General features: G+C 71.5%; 14 protein-coding genes. 5 read left to right on the plus strand and 9 right to left on the minus strand.

All coding sequences use genetic code 11. From position 1 onward, the window contains the following. Position 1 precedes the first annotated feature (1 nt). From H5J29_RS00115 to H5J29_RS00135, 5 genes are read left to right on the plus strand one after another with little or no spacing between them, the layout of a single operon-like run. Positions 2 to 1,546 carry an AMP-binding protein gene (locus H5J29_RS00115; RefSeq protein WP_181778789.1) on the plus strand — a complete coding sequence of 515 codons (1,545 nt, stop codon included), beginning with the start codon at positions 2 to 4 and terminating at the stop codon, positions 1,544 to 1,546. Further along, positions 1,543 to 2,574 carry a phosphotransferase family protein gene (locus H5J29_RS00120; protein ID WP_181778790.1) on the plus strand — a complete coding sequence of 344 codons (1,032 nt, stop codon included), beginning with the start codon at positions 1,543 to 1,545 and terminating at the stop codon, positions 2,572 to 2,574. The genes H5J29_RS00115 and H5J29_RS00120 overlap by 4 nt, the downstream gene beginning before the upstream one ends. A gap of 1 nt (position 2,575) precedes the next feature. Beyond that, positions 2,576 to 2,980 (plus strand): hypothetical protein, encoded by a 405-nt coding sequence (locus H5J29_RS00125; protein ID WP_181778791.1) that lies wholly within the window; start codon positions 2,576 to 2,578, stop codon positions 2,978 to 2,980. A 4-nt stretch (positions 2,981 to 2,984) separates the two neighbouring features. Beyond that, positions 2,985 to 3,758, plus strand: coding sequence for an SDR family NAD(P)-dependent oxidoreductase (locus tag H5J29_RS00130; RefSeq protein WP_181778792.1), 774 nt, complete (start codon positions 2,985 to 2,987; stop codon positions 3,756 to 3,758). A gap of 23 nt (positions 3,759 to 3,781) precedes the next feature. Further along, a complete protein-coding gene (locus tag H5J29_RS00135; protein WP_181778793.1) occupies positions 3,782 to 4,951 on the plus strand; it encodes a serine hydrolase domain-containing protein in 1,170 nt (389 codons plus the stop codon). On the opposite strand, the gene H5J29_RS00140 is transcribed toward H5J29_RS00135, so the two are convergent. The 9 genes from H5J29_RS00140 to H5J29_RS00180 all read right to left on the minus strand — a co-directional run bounded on the left by H5J29_RS00140 (position 4,938) and on the right by H5J29_RS00180 (position 14,965). Further along, on the minus strand, positions 4,938 to 5,732 hold the full coding sequence (locus H5J29_RS00140; protein WP_181778794.1) for an enoyl-CoA hydratase-related protein: 795 nt from the start codon (positions 5,730 to 5,732) through the stop codon (positions 4,938 to 4,940). The two genes, H5J29_RS00135 and H5J29_RS00140, sit on opposite strands and share 14 nt — an antisense overlap. Continuing rightward, positions 5,716 to 6,483: a hypothetical protein gene (locus tag H5J29_RS00145; protein WP_181778795.1), complete on the minus strand. Its 768-nt coding sequence runs from the start codon at positions 6,481 to 6,483 to the stop codon at positions 5,716 to 5,718. The genes H5J29_RS00140 and H5J29_RS00145 overlap by 17 nt, the downstream gene beginning before the upstream one ends. A 2-nt stretch (positions 6,484 to 6,485) precedes the next feature. Beyond that, positions 6,486 to 7,247, minus strand: a complete 762-nt coding sequence (locus H5J29_RS00150; protein WP_181778796.1) for an SDR family NAD(P)-dependent oxidoreductase — start codon at positions 7,245 to 7,247, stop codon at positions 6,486 to 6,488. 22 nt (positions 7,248 to 7,269) lie between these two features. After that, complete coding sequence (locus tag H5J29_RS00155; RefSeq protein WP_181778797.1) at positions 7,270 to 8,685, minus strand: AMP-binding protein; 1,416 nt, start codon at positions 8,683 to 8,685, stop codon at positions 7,270 to 7,272. Positions 8,686 to 8,701: 16 nt separating this feature from the next. Beyond that, the gene (locus H5J29_RS00160; RefSeq protein WP_181778798.1) at positions 8,702 to 10,081 is read right to left on the minus strand and encodes an aldehyde dehydrogenase family protein; all 1,380 of its coding nucleotides are present in this window, start codon (positions 10,079 to 10,081) and stop codon (positions 8,702 to 8,704) included. Further along, positions 10,078 to 11,700 carry a flavin-containing monooxygenase gene (locus H5J29_RS00165; protein WP_312858003.1) on the minus strand — a complete coding sequence of 541 codons (1,623 nt, stop codon included), beginning with the start codon at positions 11,698 to 11,700 and terminating at the stop codon, positions 10,078 to 10,080. The genes H5J29_RS00160 and H5J29_RS00165 overlap by 4 nt, the downstream gene beginning before the upstream one ends. Positions 11,701 to 12,051: 351 nt before the next feature. Next, positions 12,052 to 13,368 (minus strand): TetR/AcrR family transcriptional regulator, encoded by a 1,317-nt coding sequence (locus tag H5J29_RS00170; RefSeq protein ID WP_220186824.1) that lies wholly within the window; start codon positions 13,366 to 13,368, stop codon positions 12,052 to 12,054. 82 nt (positions 13,369 to 13,450) lie between these two features. Further along, positions 13,451 to 14,254, minus strand: coding sequence for an alpha/beta fold hydrolase (locus tag H5J29_RS00175; protein WP_181778801.1), 804 nt, complete (start codon positions 14,252 to 14,254; stop codon positions 13,451 to 13,453). Positions 14,255 to 14,263: 9 nt separating this feature from the next. After that, complete coding sequence (locus H5J29_RS00180; protein WP_181778802.1) at positions 14,264 to 14,965, minus strand: nitroreductase; 702 nt, start codon at positions 14,963 to 14,965, stop codon at positions 14,264 to 14,266. Between the last annotated feature and the right edge of the window lies 1 nt (position 14,966).

Below are 14,966 nucleotides of genomic sequence, written 5' to 3' on the forward strand. Positions count from 1 at the left end.
AATGTACCCCGGCGAACACGCCCGGAGGCACCCGGAGCAGCCCGCGCTGATCCTGGCGGGCAGCGGCGAGGTCGTGACCTTCGCCGAGTTCGAGGCCCGCGCCAACCGGCTCGCGCAGCTGTTCCGCGCGCAGGGCCTGCAGCGCACCGACCACGTGGCCTACCTGATGGAGAACCACGTCGAGCTGCTGATCGCCATGGCGGCGGCGGAGCGGTCGGGGCTCTACTACACCCCGATCAACTCCTACCTGTCCGCCGCCGAGGCGGCGTACATCGTCAACGACTCCGGCGCGAAGCTCGTGATCAGCACGGCCGCCAGACGCGAGACCGCGCGGGAGCTGCCCGCCCTGTGCCCCGGCGTCGAGCGCTGGATCATGGTGGACGCCACGGAGCCCACGGACGGCTTCGAGCCCTACGCCGCCGCCCTGGGCCCGTACGGCACCGAACCGCGGCCGGACGAGCGGCTCGGCACCCCGATGTTCTACTCCTCCGGCACCACCGGGCGGCCGAAGGCGATCGTGCGCGGCCTGCCCGACGCGAGGCCGGACGAGATGCTGGAGATCGAGGAGTTCGGCAGGATCGTCTTCCACCTGCGCGAGGGCATGACGTTCCTGTCCCCCGCCCCGCTCTACCACTCCGGCCCACAGTCCAGTGTGGCCATCGCGCTCCGGCTCGGCGCCACCTCGGTGATCATGGAGCGGTTCGATCCCGAGACCTTCCTGCGGCTCGTCGCCGAGCACGGCGTGACCCACACGATGGTCGTGCCCACGATGTTCTCCCGGCTGCTCAAGCTGCCCGCGGAGGTCCGGGCGGCCGCGGACACGACCTCGCTGGAGGCGGCGGTGCACGGCGCCGCACCGTGCCCCGTCCCGATCAAGCAACAGATGCTGGACTGGTGGGGCCCGGTGATCTACGAGTACTACGGCGCCACCGAGGCCAACGGGATCTGCGGGGTCACGCCACAGGAGTGGCTGGAGCGGCCCGGCACCGTCGGGCGTCCGATCCTCGGCGAGCCGGTCATCCGGGACGAGGAGGGGCACGAGTGCCCGCCGGGGGTGCCGGGCACGATCTGGTTCAAGGGCGGCAACGCCAACTTCACCTACCTCAACGACCCGGAGAAGACCGCCGCGGCGCGCGACGCGAGCGGCACGATGACGATGGTCGGCGACATCGGCTACCTCGACGAGGAGGGCTACCTCTTCCTCACCGACCGGCACGCTTTCGTCATCATCTCCGGCGGGGTGAACATCTACCCGCAGGAGGTCGAGAACCTCGTGATCGGGCACCCGTCGGTGCTCGACGCCGCGGTGATCGGCGTGCCGGACGAGGACATGGGCGAGGCGGTCAAGGCCGTCGTGCAGCTCGCGCCCGGAGTCTCCGGAGGCCCCGAGCGGGAGCAGGAGCTGATCGCCTACTGCCGGGCGAACCTGGCCCGGTTCAAGTGTCCGCGCAGTGTCGACTTCGTGGAGTCCCTCCCGCGGCTGCCCACCGGCAAGCTCTACAAGCAGCAGCTGCGCGAGCGGTACTGGAAGGCGGTGGACGCGTGACGGCGGTGCTGGTCGAGCAGGAGTCCGGCTTCGGCGCGGAGCTGGCCGGGTTCGTCCGGGAGCGTTTCGGGCCCGGGGCGCGGATCACCGAGATGGACCGGCGCGGCGAGGGCTGGTCGTGGGAGACCTATCTGGTCGCGGTCGAGACCGCGTCCGGGACCGTGCGGCTCGCGGTGAAGCGGGAGCCCGCGGACGGCATCCTCGGCAGCTACGACGTCGGGCTGGAGGTCGCGCTGCTGGAGACGGCGGCGGCGATCGGGATCCCGGTGCCCGCCGTGTACGGCTCGCGGACCGGGGCCCGGGACTTCTACGTGATGGAACGGGTACCCGGCTCGGTGCCGATGCCGTGGGACGTCCGGAAGCGGATCCCGGACCTCGACCGCCGTCGGGCCCTGGGCACCGAGATCGCGTCGATCATGGCCCGGCTGCACACCGCAGACATCCGGGCGATGCGGCTGCCGCCCTTGGAGATCCCGACGGACGCCGCGGCGACCGGCGCCGAGGAGGCCGCCCGCTGGCGGCGGGTGTACGAGGAGAACCGCACCGTCCGGATCCCGTTGATCGACCTGGCGCTGGCCTGGCTCGAGGCGCGTGCCGATCACGTGTCCGGGCGGCTCGCGCTGGTGCACAACGACCTCCGGATCGGCAATGTGATCGTCGACGGAGACGGCTCGGTCGCCGCGGTGCTCGACTGGGAGACCGCGCGCTTCACCGACCCGGCCGCCGACCTCGCCAAGTTCGACATCCCGACCTTCCGGGGCCGCTCGCCGTTGGCAGGCCAGGTGATCGAGATGGAGCGCTACCTGGCGGCCTACGCGGACCTCACCGGGTGGCGGCCCGAGGAGCGGGCGCTGCGCTACTGGACCTGCATGGAGCTGACCAAGGGGATCATCGGCTCGATCAAGGCCTCGAAGTCCTTCGAGCGCGGCACCACGGCGGACGTGCGCTACCTGAACATGGCCTACCAGATGCACCACGCGCTGCGCTGGCTCCTGGAGACCCTGCGCGACGGCGAATGGGGAGACTGACGTGACCCTGCACAGCATGTCCCTGCCCGCGGTCCTCGCGGGTGTCGCGCGCGCCCTGCGGGAGGAGGTCCTCCCCCAGGTGACGGACGACTACGCCCGGATGCAGGTCAAGGCCATCGCCGAGCTGATGGGCAACCTCGTGCCCCGTGTCACGTGGGACACGGGGCTGGTCGCGGCCACGGCCGAGCGGTCCGAGGCGGCGGCGGGCGCGCAGGTCCGCGGCGAGACCCCGGAGGAACGCCTGCGGCTGGCCCGCGAGGCGGTCGGTGCTCTCGTCGACGGTCTGTACGACGGCGACGGCGACGGCGACGGCGACGGGGTAGGGGCCGCAGCCGTCCGGGCCCTCGTCGAGGCGGAGTTCACCGCCGAGGAGGAGCTCGTGACCACCGGCTCCCTGAAGGCCTGAGCCCATGACGCTCCAGGGTCGGACCGCCCTCGTCACCGGCGGGTCCCGCGGCGTCGGGCGCGGGATCGCGCTGCGGCTCGCCGCGGGCGGTGCCGCCGTCGCCGTGAACTACCGCCGAGACGCCGACGCCGCGAAACAGACGGTGGCGGACATCGAGGCCGCGGGGGGCACCGCCGTCGCCTACAGCGCGTCGATCGACGATCCCGAGTCCGTCGCGGCGATGGTGGACGCCGTGCACGCCGACCTCGGGCCCGTCGACCTGGTGGTCAGCAACGCGGGGACCGCGAGCCGCGGCAGCACTATCGCCCACACCGACCAGGACGAGTACCTGCGACTGTTCCGCGTCCACGCCCTCGGCCCGCTCGACCTCGTCCACCGGCTGCTGCCCGACCTGCGTGCGGCGGGCCGGGCGGACGTCGTGATCGTGTCGAGCGTGCTGAGCACGCAGTTCCCGGTGAACAGCGCCCCCTACACGATGGCGAAGGTCGCGATCGAGGCCGCGGCGCGCACGCTGGCCAAGGAGGAGCGCGCGCACGGGATCCGGGTCAACATCGTCGCCCCCGGGCTGGTGGCCACCGACATGGGCGAGCGGCTGGTCGCGGCCACGGGAGGCGGCAGCATCGCCGAGGTCGACGCCCGCTTCCCCTTCGGCCGTGTGGCCCGGCCCGCGGACGTCGCCGGCGTCGTCGCCTTCCTCGCCTCCGCCGAGGCGGAGTACCTCACCGGCCAACGCGTGGAGATCGACGGCGGCGGCCCGGACGCCGGGCTCATGACGTGATTCCCCTCGAGAAGGAGCTGTCGATGACGACATCCGGAACCGAAGCCCTCGTCAGCGGCGACAGCGCCGCAGACTTCCACGAGGTGCGTGAGGTGTTCGAGCGGGCGGTCGCCTCGGGAGCCGAGCTCGGGGCCTCCCTCACGGTGGACGTCGACGGGGAGACCGTGGTCGACCTGTGGGGCGGGTACCGGGACGAGGCGCGCACCGTCTCATGGACCGAGGACACGATCACCAACGTCTGGTCGCTGACCAAGACCGTCTCGAACCTGGCGGTCCTGGTGCTGGCGGACCGCGGGTTGCTCGACGTGCACGCCCCCGTCGCCGAGTACTGGCCGGAGTTCGCCGCGGCGGGCAAGGCGGACATCCGCGTCGCACAGGTCATGGGTCATACCTCCGGGCTGAGCGGCTGGGCGCAGCGGCCGTTCGCGACCGAGGACATGTACGACCGCGAACGTTCCGTCGCCCTGCTCGCCGCCCAGGAACCCTGGTGGGAGCCGGGCACGGCGTCGGGCTACCACGGCAACACGCAGGGCCATCTGCTCGGCGAGATCGTCCGGCGCATCTCGGGCCGGTCGCTGCGCGAGTTCGTGGCGGAGGAGCTCGCCGCCCCGGTCGGCGCGGACTTCCAGATCGGTTGTCGCCCTACCGACCGCGGCCGCGTCGCGGACATCGTTCCGCCGCCGCCCCTGCCGTTCGACGTCTCGGCGATGGACCAGGACAGCCCCGCGTACAAGTCGATGACCGGGCCCGCGTCGACCGCCGAGGACGCCAACACCGAGGCCTGGCGCGACGCCGAGATGGGCGCACTGAACGGTCACGGGAACGCCCGTGGCGCCTGTCGCCTCCTGCGCTCGATCACACTGGACGGCTGGTCCGGCGGCACTCGCCTACTCTCCCCCTCCACCATCGAGCTGATCTTCGAGGAGCAGGCGAACGGAGTGGACGTCGTCCTCGGGATGCCCCTGCGCTGGGGCACCGGGTACGCCCTCCCGCTGCCCGCGAGCGTGCCCGCGGTGCCCGAGGGCCGGATCTGTTTCTGGGGCGGCTGGGGCGGGTCCTTCGGTCTGATGGACCTCGACCGCCGCCTCACCTTCACCTACGTCATGAACCGGATGGGACCGGGTCTGATCGGCTCCGACCGCAGCGACTCCTACCTCACCGCGACGCTGCGCGCGCTGCTCAGTCGCCGGTGAAGACCGGCGGTCTCCTCTGCTGGAAGGCGGCTACACCCTCCGCGAAGTCCGCGCTCGCGAGCAGCCGGGACTGGCCGACTCGTTCGCGTTCGAGCGTCTCGGCGAACCCGGCGATCGACGCGGCGTTGACAGCGGACTTCGTGTGCCCGAGTGCACCGGTGGGTGCCCCGGCCAACCGCACTGCGATCCGGTCGAGCTCCGCGGCGAAGTCCGCCGTCGGGACCACCGTCGACACGAGGCCGGCCTCGGCCGCCGCGTGCACGTCCAACCTCTCGGCCAGCAGCGCGAGCCGCAGGGCTCGGTGTCGCCCCAGCGAGGCTGCGACGAGCGCGGTCGCTCCGCCATCCGGCATCAGGCCGATCTTCGTGAACGCCAGCAGGTAGTACGCCGACTCGTCGGCCACGATCAGGTCGCAGGCGAGCGCGAGTGAGACACCGACCCCGACGGCGAGACCGTTGAGCCCGCAGACCACCGGTTGGGGAGCGGACGTGATCGCCGAGACGAGCCGGTTCGCGGCCTCGAGCACCGACGTGTCGACACCCGACCCAGCCGGGTCGGGTTCCCCGCCGATGTTCGCGCCGGCGCAGAAGGCCCGGCCTGCCCCGGTGAGCACGACGACCCGGGTCTCGGCGTCGTCGGCCGCCTGCTCGACGGCGTCGGCCGCGGCACGGAGCATGGGCTCGTCGACCGAGTTGAGCGTCTCCGGAGCGTCGAGCACCAGCCGCAGGACCCCGTCGTGGGGTCGCTCGGACCTCACGGCCATCTCAGACGGCTCCGTCATGGAGAGCGAGGATCCCCTCGACCTGGGCGACCGCGGACTCACCGTGCCTGCCGAGCGCACCGAGCACCAGGCTGAGGCGTTGACGGGCCAGCGCGAGCAACGGCGCCCGCCGCCCGCCGGACACGGCGGTGGCGGCGCCGACGGCCTCGTTCGCCGCGTTCAGGGCCCGCGTGAGATCGCCTTCGACGAGGCGGTTGTCGGCGAGGGTGATGAGCACCCACGCGAGCTCGGCCGGACAGTTCTCCCGACGCAGGTCGTGTGCCAGGTCGTCGATCTCGGGGACCGGCATGTCCGCGCAGCGTCGGACGGCGGCACGAACGAGTCGCTCGCCCACTGTCGCGGGCCCGTCGCCCCGGTGGCGGCGTGCTTCACCGAGATGCCACGCCGCTGCGCCCGGGCGGTGGGCGTGCAGCAGCGCCATGCCGAGGTTCGACGTCATCCGTGTCGCCTCCGGCCAGGGGCCGTCGGCGACGGTGGCCAGCGCCGCGACGAGCGGGGCGACGGCTCCACCCTCGAGGAACAACGTGTCGGCCAGGAGTAGGGCTGTCGCGGCGTCGACGGCCGGTTCGAGGACCTGGGGGACGGGTGTGCCGAGCTCGGCCCGGATCGCATCGGCGAAGGCCGTCGCGGCTCGGTCCGCGCGCCCGTCGGCCGCGAGCGAGCGACCGAGCTCGTAGAGGGCGACGGCCGGGGTCCACGGAGTGCAGGCGGGCAGCGTGGCGAAGGCTCCGAGCAGCGGGTCGGTGGACATCGTCAGAGCCTCGTCGCCGCGTCGAGGCGGACGACCTCGCCGTTGATCAGCTCGTTCTCCATGAACGACCGCACGAGCTGGGCGAAGTCGGCGGGCGTGCCCAGCCGCTTCGGGAAGACGTGCAGGTCCAGCAGCGCCTCGCGACGCTTGTCGTCGGCGCCCGCCAGCATCCCGGTGTCCATGATCCCCGGGCAGACGGTCATGACGCGGATTCCCCAGATCGCCAGGTCCCGAGCGAGGGGCAGGGTCAACGACACCAGACCGCCCTTCGATGCGGAGTAGGCGGCCTGCCCGACCTGGCCTTCGAGAGCGGCCGCCGAGGCCACGTTGACGATCAGGCCGCGCTCGCCGTGCTCGCCGGGCTCGTTGCGTGCCATCACGGCCACCGCTCGCCGCAGCACGTCGAAGGCACCGGCGAGGTTGATGTCGAGGGTCTTCTTGAAGACGTCGAGTGGGTGGAGGTCGCCCTTGCGCGACAGCACCCTCGCCGCCGGGCTGATGCCGGCAGCGTTCACGCAGACGTCGATCCGGCCGAAGTGCTCGGCGACCGTCGCGACGGCCTTCTCGACGCCGGCCTCGTCGGAGACGTCGCACGGAACGAAGATCGCGTTCTCGCCCAGTGCGTCCGCGAACTCCTCCCCGGCCGACGACGGGAGGTCGAGGATCCCGACCCTGCCGCCGCGCTCGGTCAGCATGCGCGCGGTTCCGCCACCGAGCCCGGATGCTCCGCCGGTGACCAGTCCGACCGCGTTCTCGATCTGCACGTGCGTCTCTCCTCGGTAGGGGTCAGGGGTGTCTGCGGTGCACGCGGGGATGCGGCACCGTGTTCGTTCGCCCTCTGGCGGGCCAGAGGTAGCCGGCATCGTCCGTTCCCGCCGGACGGCCGGTGTGCAGCCAGCCCTCCGGGCCGACCGCCTCGTTCGTGCGCACAGGATCTCCGCGATACCCGCGCATCACGTGCGGGCCGCGCACGAGGAGCTCGCCGTCGGCGGCGATGCGGGCCTCGGTCCCCGGGAGCGCGGTGCCGACGCTCCCGACCCGGATGGCACCGGGCGGCGGCAACGCCGCCAGCCCCGAGGTCTCGGGTGCGCCCCAGAACTCGGCCAGCGGGAGGCCGAGCGCGTGCAGGAGGTCGTGGGTCGTGGGTGCCGGGCCGGTCTCGGTGAGCAACAGGTCGCAGCGGTCCAGCCCGAGTTCCGCCCGGACCGCCGCGAGGTGCTGGACGTCGACCCGCTCGCAGGTGCGTTCCAGCTCGGCGCCGACCCACTCGCCGCGCTCGGCCAAGGCGAGTCTCCGGGTGACCGCCGCGACGGCCTCCGCCACCCCGGACAGCCGATCCCGCAGGTCTGAGGCGAGCCGGTCCCACGTCTGCGAGGCGCCCAACAGCCAGGTCGGCCGGGTCCGGGCGATCGCGGCGACGAGCTGCTCGGGATCACCGACGGTCGTGAGCGCGTATCCGGAGACCATCTGCAGGTAGTGCCCGAAGACTCGTGCCGCAGGTCGGCTGTGGGGCAGGTGCGACAGACACGTTCCCCGCTCGCGGAACGGAAACCACTGTCTGCAGGCATCCAGTACGTACATCAGGTTCGCGTGGGTGAGCTCGACCGCCCCTACCCGGCCTGCCGGGCCGACCTCGTAGACCAGTGTCGCGACGTCGTCGGGATGCACCCTCTGCCACGCACCGAGGAAGTCGAACCCGGCTTGCCTGTGGTGGCGCAACTGGTCCAGCCCGACCGTGCCCGCCGTCGGTGGACCGCCGACGAGGACCACGTGGCGCACCGAAGGTGTCCAGGCGCTGCTCACCGTCTCGAGGAAGGCCGGCTCGCACACCACGACCTCGCACTCGGCGTGCTGCAGCACCGCTTCGACCGCGGTGACCGGGGCATCCGTGTCGAGCGAGAAGGGAATCGCGCCCAGGTGCAGTGCGGCCGCATCGACCAGGTGGAACTCCGGGCGGTTGGTGAGCATCAGGCCGACCGGATCGCCGCGCCCTATCCCTAATCCGTGGAGCCCGCCCGCGAGCTCGGCGACCGCGCGCGCGTACTCCGCGCGGGTGAGGCCGCGCCCACGGCCGTGAGCGCGAAGGGCGGGTGCCATCGGGTCAGCGGCGATCGTGCGCTGGAACGCGCCGCACAGAGTGCCCGCCGCCGCCTCCGGTACGGGGGCGGCGGTCCTGTGGTGGGCGTCGACGGTGACGGCCATCCTCGGCCTCGCCCGGTCAGCCCATGACCCGACGCAGCAGCTTCTGTGCGCCGGGGCCGTAGGGCGGGTAGGCGAACGACGGGTCGATCGCGGTCGGCTTCTGCAGCACGGCACGGAGGTGGCTGAAGGTGTCGAAACCGTGTTGCCCGTGATAGCTGCCGATACCGGACGCGCCGACTCCACCGAACGGCAGATCCGGCACCAGCAGCTGGTAGAGCAGGTGATTGACGCAGAAGGAACCGGAGTTCGTCAGGTCTTGGACCCGTTCGACGGTCGCGTCCGAGCTCGTGAACAGGTAGAGCGCGAGCGGGTGCGGCCGCGCCACGACGAACCGGACCGCGGACGCCAGGTCCGGCACGGCGATGACCGGCAGGACCGGCCCGAAGATCTCCTCCTGCATCAGCGGGGAGTCCGGGTCCGGGTCGGTGACGACGGCCGGGGCGAACCTGCGCGTCGCCCGCTCACGGGCCCCGCCGGTGACCTCGCCGCCGTGCCCGGACAGCAACCCGTCCAGCCGGTCGAAGTGCGCTTCGGACACGATGCGAGTCGGCTCGGCCTGGCCGGCGAGCTCGATGTGGTGCAGCAGCCGTTCGACGAAGGCCGGACGGACGGCGTCCTCGACCAGGACGTAGTCGGGCGCGATACAGGCCTGGCCTGCGTTCACGGACTTCGCCCAGGCGATCCGCCTGGCGGCCACGTCCAGGTCGGCGTCCCGCGCGACGATGACCGGGCTCTTGCCACCGAGCTCCAGCGTTGCGGGCGTGAGGTCCTTCGCGCAGGCTTCGAGCACGATGCGCCCCACGCGGTCGGAACCGGTGAAGAAGACGTGATCGAACCTCTCGGCGAGGAGCGACGTGCTGACCGCCGCATCGCCGGTGACCACCGCGACGGCGGCAGGGTCGACGTAGCGCGGCAGCAGGTCCGCGAGGAGTGCAGCCGTCGCCGGCGCGAGCTCGGACGGCTTGAGGACGACGGTGTTCCCCGCCGCGAGCGCGCTGACCGCGGGCTGGAGCGTGAGCAGGATCGGGAAGTTCCAGGCCCCGATGACGAGCACGACGCCCTTGGGGGTCGGGACGACGCGCGCCTTCCCGGGCTGCTGGCCGGCGGGAAGCCGTACCTTCCGCGGAGCGGCCCAGCTCGTCAGCTCGGCCAGGGTGTGGGTGATCTCCGCGGTGACCGGGGCGATGTCGCCCATGAACGTGCCCATGGCGTTGCGCCCGAGGTCGGCCTCGAGCGCCGCCGCGATGTCGCTCTCCCGCTCGGTCAGCAGCCTGTGCAGGCCTTCGAGTTGGTCACGGCGCCAGGTCAGCGAGCGGGTCCGACCGGCCTCGAAGGTGGCACGCAGCCGGGTGACGGTGGCACCGACCACGCTGTGTCCGTTCACGACGGCAGTCACGCGGTCACCTCCGCCCGCTCGTCGACGGCCCGCAGGTGGAAGTCCGCCAGCACCGGTTCATGGGTCCTCCTCCAGTACTCGATGTACTGCCACGGGCTGTTGGTGACGATGCGGCCCTTGCTGTTGCGGTAGTAGGTGTCCATCCCGCGGTGGTTCCAGATCGTGCGGTCGAGCGCCTCCCCGAGCTCCGCGTCGTACCGGTCGAACGCCTCCTGCCGCACCTCGACGGAGGCCAGGCGTTCGTCGACGAGGGTGGAGAGCAGGGCCGTCACGTGCTGGACCTGGATCTCGGTGCCCGCGATGACGGTGCCGCCGTGCCCGGTGTTGGTGTTGGGCCCGTACAGGCAGAAGAAGTTGGGGAAGCCGGGCACCGAGATGCCCAGGTGGGCGCGCCCGTCGTCAGAGCCCCAGAGCTCGTGCAGGGCACGACCGTCGCGCCCACGGATGTCGAGGGTCTCCAACACCTTGACGGCGTTGAAGCCGGTGGCGAGCACGACGACGTCCGCCTCGTGCTCGACGCCGTCGGCCGTACGGACGCCCTTCGGTGTGACCTCACTGATTCCGTCGGTCACCAGCTCGACGTTGTCCTTGAGCAGCGTGCGGTACCAGCCGTGGTCGACGAGCAGCCGCTTGCCGTAGGGCGGATAGGTCGGGAGGCTCTTCTCCAGCAGGTCCGGGCGGTCCTTCAACGATGCCTGGACGAAGCCCGTCAGCAACCTGCGCAGACCGTCGTTACCCCGGTTGATCGCGCGGTCCGGGTGCGCGAAGTCGGGATCGATCTGCAGCAGGCCGTGCAGCTTGTCACCCATCCGCCAGAAGAGCCGGAGCCGGTACCAGCCCTGGTACCAGGGCACGTGCCGGTTGAGGAAGTGGACGGCCTCGGGCACCTCGCGAGGCTGCAGCGGGTGCGGCATGGCCCACTGCGGCGAACGCTGGAACACGCGCACCTCCGCCGCGACCTTCGACGCCGCAGGGACCAGTTGCATGGCGCTGGCGCCGGTCCCGATGACGGCGACGCGCTGACCGGTCAGGTCGAGGTCGGCGTCCCAGCGCGCGGTGTGCAGGCAGGGCCCCTCGAAGGAGTCGAGTCCGGCGATCGCGGGGATGCTGGGCACGTTCAACAGGCCGACCGCGCTGACCAGCGCGGTCGAGCGGATCTCCTCGCCGGTCGAGAGCGTGGTGACCCACTCGGCCGCGTCGTCGTCCCAGGTCGCACCCGTGACCTCGGTCCCGAACCTGATCTTCGAGCGGACACCGTGCTCGTCGGCCAGGTCACGCCAGTACCGGGCCAGTTCGCCTCGGCGGGCGAAGTAGCGCGACCACTGCGGGTTCGGCGCGAAGGACAGCGAGTAAAGGTGGCTGGGCGTGTCGACCCCGCAGCCGGGGTAGGTGTTGTCGTTCCAGGTACCGCCGACGTCGTGGCCCTTCTCGAGCACGACGTAGGGAATACCCGCCTCCGCCAGCCGGACGGCCAGACACAGACCTGAAGCGCCGGCCCCGACGATGACCACCGACACCTCACGGTCGGGATCCGGCCGCGAGGGGACCGACGCCCGCGGGTAGGCGCCGAGCTCTTCTCCCAGCAGTCGCCCGTAGTCTTCGGGCAGTCGATCACCCACGGTAGCGGAGAGCAGGCGGACCAAACGCTCGGGCGACGGCGTCGGCGCCGGGGTGAGCTCGCCGTCACGCCAGGCACGCAGGGTGTCGAACGACGCGGCGAGCACAGCTGCACGGGTCTCGTCATCGAACCCCGCAGAGTCGTGATCACCCAGGTCAGGAGGTGGAGTCGGCTGCCACGGCGGGGAGACCCACCGATCCTCCCCGGTGAGGTGCGCGAGTGCCGCGAGCAGAGAGGGCAGGTTCGCCGACTCGAGTGCGTCGCGCAGGTCTTCGTCTCTGAAGTCCGCCGACACCGGCGAAGGAAGCGACTGCATGGCGTGACCATACAGTGTGTTCAGACGGAGCGTCAATCAGCCTGTCCGCGACACCCACGGGGCGTCGAGGACGGCGCCGAGCAGCTCACCCAGCACGTCCGCGACCTGATCGAGGTCCTCGAGATGCGGCTCTCCCGCAAGGCTTCCCGCGATGCTGCGCTCGATCGTCCACACCAGACTCGCCGCCAAGGGCGCGACCGTCGGCCCCGTCACCCCCGTCTCCCGGCGATCGGCCTCGATCTGCGCTGCCAGCGCTTCGGCGCACCGGACCTGTCCGGCGAGGTAGGGCTCGCGGAGCTCGGGGCGGCGGGGCCACTCGTGCAAGGCGTTGCGCATCATCGCCGGACTCGTCCAGCTCCCGACCCAGTCCCTCAACGCGGTGCGGATGGCACCACGGTCCGCGCGGTGGTTCTCCACGGCGGCCACGAAGACTTCGGCCTGCGCCTGGGACACCCGCCGGAACAAGGCGGCGAAGGCGTCGTCCTTGCTGCTGAAGTAGGCGTAGAACGTGGCTCGCGAGACGGTGCCGTCGGCGATGATGCGCTCGACACTGAGATCCTCGAGCGACACCTCGTCCAGCAACCGCTCGACGCGCTGCAGGATCTGCTCGGCCGTGGGGTTCGCGGCGTCCCGGTTCCCGGTCGACCCGCCCGGGACCGGCGGCAGCGCTGCGGTGGGGCTCACCTCCGAGCCGTCGACGTCGAGCGGCGCGACCGATCGGAGCACGCCGTAGATCGCGGCGAAGGTGAGTTCGGTGAATGCCTCGAACCTCGCTCCACCCGAGACGAGTGCCGGGTCGAATCCGCGTGCTCCGACGTGGAAGGTGCGCTCGACACCGCAGACCAGCACGGCCGCGAGCGTCTCGGCGGCCGGCCCCGAGGGGGCCCGCCCTCCGGCTCGCTCGTGCTCGATCTGCTCCGAGACGGCTCCGATGAAGCGCTCACGCATGCCGAGCCAGGCGGCGGTGACCTGCGGGACCGAGAAGATGTTCTCGATCGCCGCGCAGCTGACCGCGCCGCGTTCGGCCCACATGCCCACGGTCTCGCGAAGGCTCGCGTCCAACGAGCGGGCTCGATCCTTACCCGGCTGAGCCTGCCACGGCGACTCCGCGACCTCGTAGGTCTCGTCCAGCAGCCGTGCGAGCAGGGCCGCTAACACGTCGGCCTTCGACGCGAAGTAGTGGTAGAAGTTCGCCCGCGACACGCCGGCCCGTTTGATGATCTTCGCGACGGTGATGTCCTGCAGGGAGAGCTCGCCCAGCAGCCCTTCCGTCGCCGTGAAGACGGCCTGTTCCGACGCGGAGCGACCGTTGTGCGCTCTGGGTCGCTGCCGCGTCACCGGGTTCACGCTCACCCGGGAAGCGTATCCCATGTCTGAACAGTGTGACTGGACACGCGCCGAACACTCGGTGCGATCGCGTGGACACAGCACGGAGTCAGGCGGACACAGCCTTCTGCAGGACGACGTCGAACTCGTCCGGGCACTCGAACATCGGGTAGTGGCCGCACTCCAGCTCCACCAGCACGCCCTCGGTACGCTCGTGCACCCATCGCGCGCCCTCGACCGGCGAGAACGGGTCCTTGAGCCCCGCGATCTGGGTGAGCGGCACGGCCAGTCCGTCGAGAGCGTCGACCTGCTCGGACCGCAGCAGAGTGGTCATGCACTCGTTCGCGGCCCAGCTGGGAGTCTGCAACGAGATCGCGAGCAACCAGTCGACGAGATGGGGCGCGGGAGCCGAACCGAACGTGTCGATCAACGACTGCCTGCGGAAGCCGACCCGATCGCCGTGCTCTCCGCGGTGCATGGCCGACTCCACGACACCGGGTGGCGGGCCGAACGAGAAGCCGCTCTGCCGCGCGCCGGCGACTCCCGCCGACCCGACCAGGACGAGGCGTCCGACGAGATCGGGGAAGTCCGCGGCGAGGCGCAGGGCCGTCATCCCGCCGAGCGACCAGCCGACGACCGCCGCGGGCTCATGGGTCCGCGCACGCAGCACGGCCGCGGCATCGGCGGCGAGACGATCGATCCCGTAGCCGCGGAAGGGGGCGTCAGACCGACCGTGGCCGCGGAGGTCCATCGCCAGGACGTGGTGTCCGGCGTCGGCGAGAACGCGGATCTGCCGGTCCCAGGCCTCGAGGCTCAGGGTCCAACCGTGGATGAGCAGAACCGGATCTCCGTCGCCGACCTCACGCACGGCGACACAGACCCCCGGCTCGACCTCCACGCGGCGCAGCGTCATCACATCCCCCTAGTCGTCGATGATGGTGGCGAGATCCGCGACCGACTGGCGGTCGGTGCGGTACGAGTTGGTGGGGTGCTCGTCGTCGGGGTACCCGAACGAGATGCCGACCAGCACGCGACGCTCCTCGGAGAGCCCGAGGAACTCACGGATGAACGGGGCCTGGCTCGCGAGAGCGGCCTGCGGCACGGTTCCGACCCCCCGGGCGTAGGCGGCCAGCAGGAAGCTCTGCACGAACAACCCACAGTCGACGGCGCCGTAGAGCCCCAACTCGGCGGCGGTGGTCACGATCGCGACGTGCGGAGCGCCGAAGCAGTCGAAGTTGCGGAGCATCTCCCGCCCGGACGCCGCACGGTCGCCCTTGCCGATACCCACCGCGTCGTAGAGCTGCCAGCCGGAGGCGCGTCGACGCTCGGCGTGGACGCCGGTGTACTCGCCGGGGAAGGGGAAGTCCGATTCCTCGCGCGGACCAGCCGCGACCCGGGCCGCCAGACCCTCCCGGAAGCGGCCGATCGCGGCCCCCGAGATCACGTGCAGGTGCCACGGCTGCGTGTTGCACCACGACGGGGCGTGCCGGGCGGCCCGCAGGATCTCCTCGACGACGGCCGGGGCCACCGGCTCCTCCCGGAAACCACGGCAGCTCCAGCGCTCGCGGAGCAGCCGGTCCAGCACGTCGCTGTCGACTCGGTCACCGACGGTCGGAACGCTCACT

This window comes from Pseudonocardia pini (genome assembly GCF_013870575.1).
Taxonomy (GTDB): domain Bacteria; phylum Actinomycetota; class Actinomycetes; order Mycobacteriales; family Pseudonocardiaceae; genus Pseudonocardia; species Pseudonocardia pini.

Coding starts and splice junctions, on each gene's coding strand:
- H5J29_RS00115 (WP_181778789.1), top strand. CDS start 2: ATGTACCCCGGCGAACACGCCCGGAGGCACCCGGAGCAGCCCGCGCTG.
- H5J29_RS00130 (WP_181778792.1), top strand. CDS start 2,985: ATGACGCTCCAGGGTCGGACCGCCCTCGTCACCGGCGGGTCCCGCGGC.
- H5J29_RS00135 (WP_181778793.1), top strand. CDS start 3,782: ATGACGACATCCGGAACCGAAGCCCTCGTCAGCGGCGACAGCGCCGCA.
- H5J29_RS00140 (WP_181778794.1), bottom strand. CDS start 5,732: ATGACGGAGCCGTCTGAGATGGCCGTGAGGTCCGAGCGACCCCACGAC.
- H5J29_RS00145 (WP_181778795.1), bottom strand. CDS start 6,483: ATGTCCACCGACCCGCTGCTCGGAGCCTTCGCCACGCTGCCCGCCTGC.
- H5J29_RS00155 (WP_181778797.1), bottom strand. CDS start 8,685: ATGGCCGTCACCGTCGACGCCCACCACAGGACCGCCGCCCCCGTACCG.
- H5J29_RS00175 (WP_181778801.1), bottom strand. CDS start 14,254: ATGACGCTGCGCCGCGTGGAGGTCGAGCCGGGGGTCTGTGTCGCCGTG.